11 protein-coding genes, 3 tRNA genes and 1 pseudogene are annotated in these 11,164 nt (G+C 69.9%); all 15 read right to left on the bottom strand.

Translation table 11 applies throughout. From position 1 onward, the window contains the following. Positions 1-189 (bottom strand): annotated as a pseudogene (locus tag VIB55_RS20195) (hypothetical protein); the annotation flags it as partial. 454 nt (positions 190-643) lie between these two features. Next, positions 644-719 (bottom strand) — tRNA-His (locus tag VIB55_RS20190). A 117-nt stretch (positions 720-836) separates the two neighbouring features. After that, positions 837-910 (bottom strand) — tRNA-Arg (locus tag VIB55_RS20185). A 20-nt stretch (positions 911-930) separates the two neighbouring features. Next, positions 931-1,004, bottom strand: a tRNA-Pro gene (locus VIB55_RS20180). A 15-nt stretch (positions 1,005-1,019) separates the two neighbouring features. After that, positions 1,020-1,658, bottom strand: coding sequence for an RdgB/HAM1 family non-canonical purine NTP pyrophosphatase (rdgB, locus tag VIB55_RS20175; RefSeq protein WP_331878470.1), 639 nt, complete (start codon positions 1,656-1,658; stop codon positions 1,020-1,022). Continuing rightward, positions 1,655-2,365, bottom strand: coding sequence for a ribonuclease PH (rph, locus tag VIB55_RS20170; RefSeq protein ID WP_349263059.1), 711 nt, complete (start codon positions 2,363-2,365; stop codon positions 1,655-1,657). Before rph ends, rdgB begins: the two co-directional genes overlap by 4 nt. A gap of 4 nt (positions 2,366-2,369) precedes the next feature. Then, on the bottom strand, positions 2,370-2,870 hold the full coding sequence (gene rfaE2 / locus VIB55_RS20165; RefSeq protein WP_331878468.1) for a D-glycero-beta-D-manno-heptose 1-phosphate adenylyltransferase: 501 nt from the start codon (positions 2,868-2,870) through the stop codon (positions 2,370-2,372). Then, positions 2,867-3,823, bottom strand: a complete 957-nt coding sequence (hemC, locus tag VIB55_RS20160; RefSeq protein WP_331878467.1) for a hydroxymethylbilane synthase — start codon at positions 3,821-3,823, stop codon at positions 2,867-2,869. The genes rfaE2 and hemC overlap by 4 nt, the downstream gene beginning before the upstream one ends. Next, positions 3,817-4,359 carry an LPS assembly lipoprotein LptE gene (lptE, locus tag VIB55_RS20155; protein WP_331878466.1) on the bottom strand — a complete coding sequence of 181 codons (543 nt, stop codon included), beginning with the start codon at positions 4,357-4,359 and terminating at the stop codon, positions 3,817-3,819. The genes hemC and lptE overlap by 7 nt, the downstream gene beginning before the upstream one ends. Further along, positions 4,313-4,999 (bottom strand): hypothetical protein, encoded by a 687-nt coding sequence (locus VIB55_RS20150; protein ID WP_331878465.1) that lies wholly within the window; start codon positions 4,997-4,999, stop codon positions 4,313-4,315. The genes lptE and VIB55_RS20150 overlap by 47 nt, the downstream gene beginning before the upstream one ends. Continuing rightward, positions 4,999-7,032 carry a HEAT repeat domain-containing protein gene (locus VIB55_RS20145; RefSeq protein WP_331878464.1) on the bottom strand — a complete coding sequence of 678 codons (2,034 nt, stop codon included), beginning with the start codon at positions 7,030-7,032 and terminating at the stop codon, positions 4,999-5,001. Before VIB55_RS20145 ends, VIB55_RS20150 begins: the two co-directional genes overlap by 1 nt. Further along, positions 7,029-7,469: a thioesterase family protein gene (locus tag VIB55_RS20140; protein WP_331878463.1), complete on the bottom strand. Its 441-nt coding sequence runs from the start codon at positions 7,467-7,469 to the stop codon at positions 7,029-7,031. The genes VIB55_RS20145 and VIB55_RS20140 overlap by 4 nt, the downstream gene beginning before the upstream one ends. Positions 7,470-7,664: 195 nt before the next feature. Then, complete coding sequence (locus tag VIB55_RS20135; RefSeq protein WP_331878462.1) at positions 7,665-7,934, bottom strand: hypothetical protein; 270 nt, start codon at positions 7,932-7,934, stop codon at positions 7,665-7,667. 292 nt (positions 7,935-8,226) lie between these two features. Beyond that, the gene (locus VIB55_RS20130; RefSeq protein ID WP_331878461.1) at positions 8,227-9,870 is read right to left on the bottom strand and encodes a carbohydrate binding domain-containing protein; all 1,644 of its coding nucleotides are present in this window, start codon (positions 9,868-9,870) and stop codon (positions 8,227-8,229) included. 286 nt (positions 9,871-10,156) lie between these two features. Beyond that, positions 10,157-11,164 (bottom strand): adenosylhomocysteinase (locus VIB55_RS20125; protein ID WP_331878460.1); only part of this gene is annotated, 1,008 nt, incomplete at its 5' end.

Raw genomic sequence — 11,164 nt, 5'->3', positions numbered from 1 at the left:
ATGTGTTAAGCGCGCCGCCAGCGTTCGTCCTGAGCCAGGATCAAACTCTCCATGAGAATTCAAACAGCTCTTCTTGAACGAAACACTAGACTTCTTCAAGTCTTTGCTTCCGTTCGGAATTTCACGTTCTTGTCCCGTGTTTTTCAGTGTGGATGCGAGGGACGTGTTGCCCTCGACTAACACCACCACGGGGCGCTCGTTACAAAAGCACTCCCAAGACCCAGGTTTTCAAAACATCGCGCGAGCCGCTGGCCCGCTTCCCTCAATTCGCACCCGGCCAGTTTCACCCGGCCGCCGCGTTCAGTCCTTCAATCTACCACCCTCGGCCTCTTCGGTCAAGGGGTGGGCGGCGATGACTTTCTCGTCTTTCGTCCGCCCGGCTGTTCCTGCAACGCGTTCAATCTACTGGACTTCCGGCGTTTGGTCAAGGGAGGTTTTTCCGAATTCCCCTTCCTCGGCCGACCCGCCGCCGTTTCCGGCGACAGCCGTACAACATATCAGCCCTTCCAACCCCCGTCAACCCCTGCCGGCTCTTGTGGGGTGGCGCTCACGTCCCTGCCGCGGACGCGACGGGAGCCCCGCGTGGGCAGGGCTCCCGAGGACACGGAACCCCCGCGAGTTGTCCTCGCGGGGGTTCCTGTAGGGGTGGGCGACGGGGTTCGAACCCGCGACCTCCGGAACCACAATCCGGCGCTCTAACCAGCTGAGCTACGCTCACCGTATTTCAACCGACCTGCCGATCGGCGCGCTGCCCAGCGCCGTTCGACGGCAACGAATCTGCAAAAAACTCCGCGAACGCGCAAGGGGGCGATTCTGCGCCCATCGTGCTCCGCTTACGCGCCAGGCTGGACTCGAACCAGCGACCTACGGCTTAGAAGGCCGTTGCTCTATCCAACTGAGCTACTGGCGCCTGTCCTGCTCCTGCTCAAGTCGGGGCGCCCGGATTCGAACCGAGGACCTCCTGCTCCCAAAGCAGGCGCGCTACCGGACTGCGCCACACCCCGTCGGGAACAAAAAACCTATGCCCCGCCTTCACTTTCGTCAACCCCCGCCAGCGCCTCCGCAATCGCCCGTAGCGCCCGGCCGCGATGGCTGATCTCGTGCTTCCGCCCTGCCGGGATCTCGCCGAACGTCCGCCCCTCGTCGTCGATATAGAAGAGCGGATCGTATCCGAAGCCTTCACTCGCACGCGGCTCCCGCAGGACCACACCCTCGCACGTACCCGTCCTCACCACCTCGTCCCCGCCCGGCCAGGCGACGGCGACGGCGCAGACGTAGCGCGCCGTCCGCCGCTCGTCCGGCACGTCGGCGAGGAGATGGACCAGGTGCCGGTTGTTGGCCTGGTCCTGCCGCTCGCCGCGCGCGTCGTCCACCGGGGCGAAGCGCCGAGAGCGTACGCCGGGCGCGCCGCCCAGGGCATCCACGCAGATCCCCGAATCGTCCGCGAGGGCGGCGAGGCCCGTTTTCGCGGCGAAGTAGCGCGCCTTGGCCAGCGCGTTCTCCTCGAAGGTGTCGAACGCCTCCACGTCGTCTTCTTCCGGCGACTCCGGGATGTTCAGCTCCGCCAGGCCGACGACCTCCACCCCGGGAACCGCGGCGAGGATCTCGTGGATCTCCTTCACCTTGCCGGCGTTGCGCGTGGCGACGAGCAGCTTCACGACAGGGCGGCGCGCTGTAGCGCAGTCAGCTGGCGGATGCCGCCGGACGCGAGCTCCACCAGTTGCGTGAGCTGGGCGGGCGAAAAGTCGCCGTGCTCGCCCGTGCCCTGCACCTCGATCAATCCGCCGCTCTCCCGCGCGACGACATTCAGGTCCACCTCGGCGCGCTTGTCCTCGGAGTAGTCCAGGTCCAGCAGCAGCTCTCCATCGACGATCCCCCCGCTGATGGCGGCCACGAAGTGCTGGAAGGGCGACGCGGAGAGCACGGCCTCGCGCGCCAGCCAGGCGCAGGCGTCGTGCAGGGCCACGGCGCCGCCGGTGATGGAGGCCGTGCGCGTGCCGCCGTCCGCCTGCAGGACGTCGCAGTCCACGGTGATGGTCCACTCGCCCATGGCCTCCATGTTCACGCAGGCGCGCAGCGAGCGCCCGATCAGCCGCTGGATTTCCTGCGTGCGGCCGCCGACTTCCTTGCGCTCGCGGCGGTTGCGGGTGTTGGTCGCGCGCGGAAGCATGCTGTACTCGGCGGTCACCCAGCCCGCACCGCTCCCCTTTCGCCAGGACGAGACGCCCTTCTCCACCGACGCCGTGCACAGCACCCTGGTGCGCCCGGCGGTGATCAGGCACGATCCCTCGGCGTACATCCCCGCGCCACGCTCCAGCGTCACCGGCCGCAATACGCCGGGGCTCCGCCCATCCGCGCGGGTCATTTCCTCAGCCACTCTCCCCTCCCCCTCTCGCTCGTTCCAGGATGGACGTCGTCGACCGGCCGGGGGTCAGCGGGATCACCTCTACCCTGCCTCCCGCGGCCAGCACTTCCGGCGCTCCGACGATGGTATCGACCGTGTAGTCCCCGCCCTTCACCAGCACGTCCGGCATCAGCGCCGTGATGATGGCGTGCGGTGTGTCTTCATCGAACAGGGTGACCGCGTCCACGCATGCCAGCGCCGCGAGCACCATCGCGCGGTCGTCCTGCGGGTTGACGGGCCGCCCCGGTGCCTTGGCCAGCCGGCGGACGGAATCATCCGTGTTCAGGCCGACGACGAGGGCGTCGCCGAGGGCGCGGGCCGCGAACAGGTACTCCACGTGGCCGCGGTGCAGGATGTCGAAGACCCCGTTGGTAAAGACGATGCGCCCGCAGCGGGGCCGGCCGAAGCGGTGAAGCACGTTCTCGCGCGACATCACCTTGTCCGCCGGGTGCACCGGGGATGTCATGGCGCCGCGGGCTCGGGCGCGGCGGCGCGGGCGCGCACGGCGGCCAGCACCTCCCCCGCCCCGCGCGCCAGCAGCGCGTCCGCCGCGCGCCGGCCGATCGCCTGGGCATCATCCACCGGGCCGGATTCCTGGACGCGGAGGATGCGCGTGCCGTCGGTGTCGGCAACAAGACCGTCGAGCATGAGACGATCACCATCCACCCGTCCCAGCGCGCCGATGGGCACCTGGCAGCCGCCTTCCAGCGCACGCAGCAGGGCGCGCTCGGCGGTGGTGCACGCGGCGGTGTGGGGGTCGTGGAGCGTGCGGAGCCGGTCGAGCACGTCCGCGCGGTCGGCGCAGCAGACGACCGCGAGCGCCCCCTGGCCCACGGCGGGAAGCCACTGCCCCGCATCCAGCGACTCGGAAATGCGATCCTCCCAGCCCAGCCGCCGAACGCCGGCCGCGGCGAGGATGATGGCGTCGTAGTCGCCGCGGTCCAGCTTGGCCAGGCGCGTGTTCAGGTTGCCGCGCAGGTCCAGCACCTCCAGATCCGGCCGCAGCGCCTGCAGCTGCGCGCGGCGGCGGAGCGAGCTGGTGCCCACGCGGGCGCCGGGCGGCAACGCGTCCAGCCCGCCCCTTCGTCCGGGGGGGAGCAGGACCACGTCGCGCGGGTCTTCGCGGAGGGTCACCGCGGCCAGGGCCAGGCCGTCCGGCAGGCGGGTGGGCACGTCCTTGAGCGAGTGGACCGCCAGGTCGGCGTCGCCGGCGAGGAGCGCGGTATCCAGCTCCTTGGTGAACAGCCCCTTGTCGCCGATCTTGGCCAGGGGCACGTCCTGGATGCGGTCGCCCGTGGTCCTGATGACGTCGATCCGCACCTCGAGGGACGGATCGGCGGCGCGGAGGGCGGCCTCCACGGCACGGGACTGCCACAAGGCCAGCTCGCTGCCGCGGGAGGCGATTCGAAGCGCTACCACTGCGACTGCGCTCCCTCGATCAGCCGCTGGACCGCCTGCTGCAGCGCCTTGCGGCGGCCGTCGTCCACGTCTTCGGTGTTGGGGTTGAACGCGCCCAGCGCCGTGATGCTGTTGCCGCGCCAGAGCACCTTGTCGTTCTGCACGTCGTAAATCTCGGCGTCGAAGCTCACCTGCACCTGCGCCTCCAGCCGGCCGATGCGCCCCGAGGCGTCGGTGTTGGGGTTGATGTTGGTGGTCTGCTCCTCCGCGGACTTCAGCTTGCCGCGCACGATGGCGTCGGCGCTGGACTGCGACGCCAGGCGCACGCCCAGGCTGCCAGGAAAGCGGTCCTGCAGCTCGCGCAGCAGCAGGCTTTCCAGCCCCGGGTACGGCGTTTCGTTCTCGAACGGCTCGATGTACACGCGCCGGATGTGCTGCGGCAGCCCGCCGCCGGTAAAGCTGTAGTTGCAGCCGGAAAGCAGGGTCAGGAACGCCGCCAGCAGGACGGCGTCAAGTGCCCGGCGGATTCCAGGTCGCTTCGGGAAAGCCAGTGACATCGGTCTGCGACTCCACAGTCAGGTTCAGCGAGCGGAACGCGGCCCAGTCGCGGTAGCGCGCGCTCTGGAGGTTGCCCGCTTCGGAATGTTCGAGGTCGATGGATTCGGCGACGCCGCCGCGCGTGTTGCGGCGAACGGTCTGCAGGCGCCCGCCGCGCAGGCGGTACTCCAGCACGTCGTCGCCCAGCGCGTAGCGAAGGGTCGTGACGTCCCCGGACACGGAGGCGTCCATCAGCCGCGCGTCGGCCGGGGGATTCACCACGCCCACGGCGCCCCACAGCAGCGCGGGCGAGGGCAGGCGAAAGCGCTCCAGGAGCAGGGGCGGAACGCGCATCTGCCCATCCACCATCGCCGCCGCCAGGTACGTCTCCCCCCGCGGGCCGAACAGGTCCAGGCGGAAGCGGCCGGGCGCCACGTACCGCGCCGTCCCACGGCCTCGGAAGCGCGCACCGGCTTCGTCCAGTTCCCAGCCGAACTGCGCCTGCCGCGCCGACGCGGGCGTGGTGGAGCGGATGGCCTGGGCGGCGACGGGCGCCGGATCGGGCGCGGCTTGGCCCGGCGGCGGAGCGGTGGACGTCGCCGCGGGGGCGCAGGCCGCCAGCGAGACGGCGAGCGCGGCCGCGGCGTATCGAACTGCCATCAACGGTTCTCCCGGATACGGATGATGCGGTCGCCCGGCAGCAGGCGTTCGGCCACCTCCATCCCGCTCACCACGCGTCCGAACACCGTGTAGGTGGCGTCCAGGTGCGGCTGCGGCGAGTGGGTGACGAACCACTGGCTTCCGCCCGTGTCGGGGCCGGAGAGCGCCATGCCGAGCGCGCCGCGGAGGTACAGGTTGCGATTCAGCTCGTCGCGAATCACGTACCCCGGACCGCCCGAAGTGTCCCCGCGGGGGTCGCCGCCCTGGATGACGAAGTTGGGAACGACGCGCGGCCACTCCTGCCCGTCAAAGAACCCGGCGGTGGCGAGCGACAGGAAGCTGTTGACGGTCTGCGGCGCGTCGCCGGCGAACAGTTCCAGCTGGATGTCGCCGCGGTTCGTGACGATGGTCGCGCGGCGGATTCCGCGCCGCTCCACCGCCGCCATGCGCTCGTAGTCCGCGGGGGATCGGTTCGTTTCGATGGGCAGGGGCGCGCCCCACGCGGCCGTGAGCGTGTCGCCCCAGGCGGCGTTCACGCGCTGGCGGACCAGGTAGTCGCCGGACCGGGGGAAGCGGGCCAGGAATCGTGCGGCCGCGCCGGGCTGCTTCTTGTCGATGGCCGCCACCGCGTCCACGGCGGCCAGCGCGGCGTCGTTCAGCGTGTCCGTCTGGGCGCGCTGGTAGGCGTCGAACACGGCGGGAAGCGTCGCGGGGTCTGCCAGGCGCGCCAGGCCGCCGAGCGCGTTGGTGCGGACGATCGCGTCGCGGTGCGCCAGCCCCGCTATCAACAGGGCACTGACGCGGCTCACGCTGTCGCCCGCGACGGTCAGCGCCTGCTCGATGGCCGCGGCGCCGATGCGCGGGTCGGGGTCCGCGACGAACGTCATCAGGCGGTTGTTGCTCGGACCCTCGGCCTCCACGAGGGCGCGCACGGCCGCGGCGCGCAGCCTCCACTCCGGCGATGTCTCCAGCATGCGGGCCACTCCGGCCGCCCACGTGGAGTCCACGTCGGCCAGCGCGGCGAGCGCCGTCTGCCGGACGAAGACGGGTCGCGCCGCGGACTGCGCGATGCTGGCCAGAAAAGCGGCAGACGACGCGGCTTCGGCACCCAGCCGCTGCATGGACTCGATGGCGGCGATCGCCTCGTGCTCGTTGCGCGGCTCCATCGCGACGGCGGTCAGTACCGCGAGGGTCTGCGCCCTGGGCAAGGTGCCCAGGGAGCGGAGGGCGTTGATTCGGGGCTCATACGCTGAGTCCTGCATGATGATGCGGACCAGCGCCTGCTGCGCCGCCGTCCTCCCGATTCCGGACGAGTCCGCCATCGGCCCGGTGAGGCCGCGGGCGGCGAAGGAGCGGACGAGCGGATCGGCGTCGGCGACGTGGGGAAAGAGCGCGGCGGTGGCACGCGGCTCCGCGCGCCGGGCGAGCGCGTAGGCGGCGCGCCAGCGGAGTTCGGGATCGGCCGAGCGCAGCCAGGGAGCGATCGCGTCCACGGGAGTGGGGCGGCCCTGGCGCCAGATGGCCAGCAGCGCCATCCCCACGGCCTCACGCACGCCGGGCCCTTCGCGCGGCGCATCCGTCAGCAGGCGCTCCAGCGCGGCGCGGGCCTGGGGATGGCGGATCTTCCCCAGCGCGTACGCCGCCTCGCCTACGACGGTCGGCGCGGCGACGATGCGCGCGGGGTCGGCGAGCGGAACGAGCAGCGGCACGGCCGCGCTGTCGCCAATCTGCCCCAGCGCGAAGGCAGCCGTGGCGGCGACCGCGGTGTCGGGATCGTTCAGCAGCGCACCGAGGGGGGCGATCGATCGGGGGTCGCGGATGCGCCCGGCCGCCAGTGCGGCGCGGCGGCGCAAAGGCGCGGAGGGGCTCGTCAGCGCCGCTTGGAAGACGGCGGGATCGTACTCGCGGCGGTCTTCCAGCCGCAGCAGAGGGGCAGTCGCCGACGGCGAGGGCTGGGACGTGCCTCCACCAGCGGCCGGTACGCAGGCGGCCAGCGGCGCGATGGCCAGCGCCAGGACGAAGAGGGTTTTCATACGGGCTCCGGGGCCGCGGCGCGGCGGAAGGCTTCGAGTACGTCTGCCGGCAGCTTGCGCGGCGCGCCTGCGCGGTCCAGCGCCGTCAGCCCCGTGCGCGCGGTGCACAGACGCGTGGTGGTTCCGTCGTCCTCCACCCGCTCCACCAGGTAGGTGAACGACACGGCGCGGGAGCGCACCTGCTCCAGCGTCGTTGTCACGCGGATCAGGTCCTCGTACCGGGCGGACGCATGGTAGCGCAGCGTGGCGTCGGTGACCGCCAGCAGCACGCCGTCGCGCTCCACCTGCGAGTACGGCTTCCACAGCTGCCGGATCAGCTCCGTACGCCCCATCTCGCACCAGGTGAGGTAGTTGGGGTGATAGATGATCCCCATCTGGTCCGTCTCGGAGTACCGTGCGCGGAACTCCACGGTGCACCACTGCGGGCTGGGCGGCATTCGCTGCGCGGGCTGGGGACGATGGATGCCGGGAACGCCGACGATTCTACCCGGCGGGCCAGGGCGAGTCAAACGCCCCGGATGGAAACGCGAAACGGGCGGCCCCTCCAATCGAAGGACCACCCGTCTATCTGCATCGACCAGCCGTTCGGCGGTCCCCGGAATCATGCTCCGGGACCTGTCAGTGGCTGCGTCTCACCTCCCGTAGCGCACCACCCGGTGCCGGGCGGGAGCCATGATCATCCGCCGTGGCCGCACCGCGGTGCGAACCAGCCCCAGCGTAAGCACCACCAGCGCAAGCGTGGCGGCCGCGACTTCGGGGCGCCCCAGCAGCAGCGCCAGCAGGCATGCCGCGAGCAGGGGAGAGGCGTGAAGGAAGGTGATCGACCACAGGTTCGCGCGGGAGGTGCTCTTTCCGCGCCGGGCCTGGGCCACGAGCCACTGCAGGCGTTCTCGGTCGTCCATCGTTCGGGTTGTGCTGCCGGCGCGCGGTCCGCGGCGCGACTTGTTGGGTCGGCGCCCCGCCGGCGGTCATTTCTGCAGCCCGGGATCGTCCCGGCTGTCGTGGACCGCAGCGGATCCGCGGACGTCCGCCGCGGATCCTCCCTCCCCCGCGCCCAAACGGGCGGCGGTGGAACGGAACTGGTGCCCCGATCCCGCGGTGCGGGTTCGGGGCACCCTGATTGTAATCGAAGGGCGCGCGCCGCGCCAGCGTCCCGAGCAGCGTCGGGCGACGACGCGGCCGCGCCTCAGCCGATCAGGTCCAGGGCCGGTCCTGTACCAGGCGGAACTGGTCGATGCGGAACCACCGCGCGCTGCTCTGCGGCGAGATGCTGATCCCCCACACCTCGGTGAGCGTCAGTCCGTCGTTGGGAGTGGACGCGTGCGGCTGCCAACTTCCTCGTGTGAAGGCCGTCCACGGCACGTCGATGTACCGCCACCCGATGAAGTTGTCGCGGAAGCTGAACGTCCACCGCTCGGCGGTGTCCACGCCCTGCAGCGCGGGGTCGGCGCTCTTGTTGTCCTGCAGCTCCACGGTCACCACCACGCCCGCCCCGCTGTTCAGGTCGCGGCCGTTGCCGTAGTACCAGAACCCGATCCCCTCCGTGGCGCCGATGGTGGTTCGCGTCTTCCAGTTCTGCGCCGACGAGTACCATCGTCCCACCCCGCCCCAACTGCTTGCGGCGATGTTGTAGTCCACCCGCAGTCCAAGCCCCTCGTCTACCGCCGTTCCATAGTGCGCCTCGGAGGCGGGAGGAACGGTGCGGGTCACCACCGAGCTGGGCCCCTGGTACGTGGTCCACCGGGTCAGGGCGTCGGTGTCGAAGTTGTCGAGCACCTCCTTGCCGGTGTTCATCTCGGTGTTGACGTTCTGGAACAGGATCGTGTAGTGGCGCGCGCGGTCCACGTAGCACGCGGCTTCACGGCGCAGGTCGAGGCTGTCGCGCGGGCCCGCGCTCGCCGGCTTCAGGCAGGGGCCGGTGAGGGCGTCGGCCTTGAGCTGGTTCACCCAGTTGGCTCCGTACTTGATCAGCTGCTTCTCTACCCAGGGATAGCCGCGGTTGTAGCTGGCCGCCACCAGGTCGAACATCTCCGTTTCCGTCGGCGCGCGTCCGTACACCGTCACCGCCAGGGCCGCGTACGAGGTATCGCCCGGCGAGAACGCCAGCCGGCTGTCGGCCGGGCGCCACCACGAGTGCCTGCCATTGCCCCAGGTGACCTTGTGCGTGCCCTTCCACAGGTTCTCGATGTGCTTGATGTGGTACACCATGGCACGCGTGGTCTTGAGCGGGTCGCTGAAGTACCACTGCGAAAGCTGCGCGGAGTCGGTGGGGTTGGCCGGCGACCGCGAGTAGCCGTTGGTGGCCGCGTACGCCGGATGCACCTGCGGCTTCATCCAGGCGAAGTCGGGGTGCTCGTCGATGTGCTGGATCAGCCCGTTGTCGGAGGTGGGGCCCATCTGCGCGAAGCCGTAGGTGAAGCCGCCCGCCTCGTACACGTGCGGCTTCAGCCCGCTTTCGATCACCAGCAGCGCCGCGATGAACGACGGGTTCAGGTTCAGCCGCGTATCTCCCGCCCACGCCTTGATGGAGTCGTCTACCACGCCGTTGTAGAACGAGTTGTAGATGGACCACTCGGTGTCGCCGATGCGGTGGTACGCGCTGATGCTGTCGGTGGTGATGCGCGTGGCCGTGGTAAAGGCGCGGCGGTAGGCCCAGCCAAGCGACTTGTTGCCGTTGGAGTACAGCCGGGGCTGCGGGTCGGGGGCCACGCCCCCGGAGAACCGCGGCCCCGCGCCCGGCTCGACGGCCGTGGCGACGGGGTCCACGATCCCCTCGTCGGTGCATGCGGAAAGGATCGCGGCCGCGAGGGCCAGCGGAAGGAGGGAGCGACGCAGCATGGTTGCCTGCTGCAGGCAGAACTTGTCCCGGACCCCGGCCGGCCGGATCAGCCGATCGGGCGCTCCCTTGCGGGATGCGTGGTCCGGCGCGCAGGTGCAATCGCGATGCCCGCAAACCATTAAGATGACACATTTTACATCCCCGCACGCAAATGCCTGTTTCGCGCGGCCCACCGTCGCCATCCCACAGAAAAAGCGGGGCGAGGGATCGCTCCCCCGCCCCGCCCTCCGATCCGCCACGCGTTCGTGACGCCGTTACTTTCGCACGTCCGGCCGTCGGCGCTGCTTAGTAGCGGTAGTGGTCGGGCTTGTAGGGGCCTTCCACCGGCACGCCGATGTACTCGGCCTGCTTGGGCGACAGCTGGGTGAGCTTTACGCCCAGCTTGTCCAGGTGCAGGCGCGCCACCTTTTCGTCGAGCTTCTTGGGGAGCACGTACACCTTCTTCTCGTACGCCGAGTTGTTGGTGTGCAGCTCGATCTGCGCCATCACCTGGTTGGTGAACGACGCCGACATCACGAACGAGGGGTGGCCCGTGGCGCAGCCCAGGTTCAGCAGGCGGCCCTCGGCCAGCATCATCACGCTGTGCCCGTCGGGGAACACGAACTCGTCGTACTGCGGCTTGATGTTGATCCGCTCGACGCCGCCGCGCTTCTTGAGGCCGGCCATGTCGATCTCGTTGTCGAAGTGGCCGATGTTGCCCACGATGGCCTTGTCCTTCATGCGGGCCATGTCGTCGACCGTGATGATGTCCTTGTTGCCGGTGGCCGTGATGAAGATGTCGGCCGTTTCCAGCACCTCGTCGAGCGTGGTGACCTGGTAGCCTTCCATCGCGGCCTGCAGCGCGCAGATGGGATCGATCTCGGTGATGATCACGCGCGCGCCCTGGCCCTTGAGCGCCTGCGCGCAGCCCTTGCCCACGTCGCCGTAGCCGCAGATGACGGCCACCTTGCCGGCCAGCATCACGTCGGAGGCGCGCAGGATGCCGTCGGTCAGCGAGTGGCGGCAGCCGTACAGGTTGTCGAACTTCGACTTGGTGACGGAGTCGTTGACGTTGATGGCCGGGAACAGCAGTGTGCCCGCGTTCATCATCTCGTACAGGCGGTGCACGCCCGTGGTCGTCTCCTCCGACACGCCGCGAAGCTCGGCGGCGATGCGCGTCCAGCGGCCGGGCTCGCTGGCGATGGTGCTGCGCAGCGTGTCGAGGATGATGCCCCACTCCTCGGGCTCGTTCTCGGCGTCGAAGCTCGGGATGACGCCGGACGCCTCGTACTCCACGCCCTTGTGCACGAGCAG

Origin of the sequence: Longimicrobium sp. (assembly GCF_036554565.1) — a bacterium.
GTDB lineage: Bacteria > Gemmatimonadota > Gemmatimonadetes > Longimicrobiales > Longimicrobiaceae > Longimicrobium.
The sequence above is the reverse complement of the archived record's forward strand: the minus strand, read 5'-3'. Positions and strand labels throughout refer to the sequence as shown.

Coding starts and splice junctions, on each gene's coding strand:
- VIB55_RS20150 (WP_331878465.1), bottom strand. CDS start 4,999: ATGGCAGTTCGATACGCCGCGGCCGCGCTCGCCGTCTCGCTGGCGGCC.
- rfaE2 (WP_331878468.1), bottom strand. CDS start 2,870: ATGACATCCCCGGTGCACCCGGCGGACAAGGTGATGTCGCGCGAGAAC.
- VIB55_RS20145 (WP_331878464.1), bottom strand. CDS start 7,032: ATGAAAACCCTCTTCGTCCTGGCGCTGGCCATCGCGCCGCTGGCCGCC.
- lptE (WP_331878466.1), bottom strand. CDS start 4,359: ATGTCACTGGCTTTCCCGAAGCGACCTGGAATCCGCCGGGCACTTGAC.
- VIB55_RS20140 (WP_331878463.1), bottom strand. CDS start 7,469: ATGCCGCCCAGCCCGCAGTGGTGCACCGTGGAGTTCCGCGCACGGTAC.
- rph (WP_349263059.1), bottom strand. CDS start 2,365: ATGACCCGCGCGGATGGGCGGAGCCCCGGCGTATTGCGGCCGGTGACG.
- VIB55_RS20130 (WP_331878461.1), bottom strand. CDS start 9,870: ATGCTGCGTCGCTCCCTCCTTCCGCTGGCCCTCGCGGCCGCGATCCTT.
- VIB55_RS20135 (WP_331878462.1), bottom strand. CDS start 7,934: ATGGACGACCGAGAACGCCTGCAGTGGCTCGTGGCCCAGGCCCGGCGC.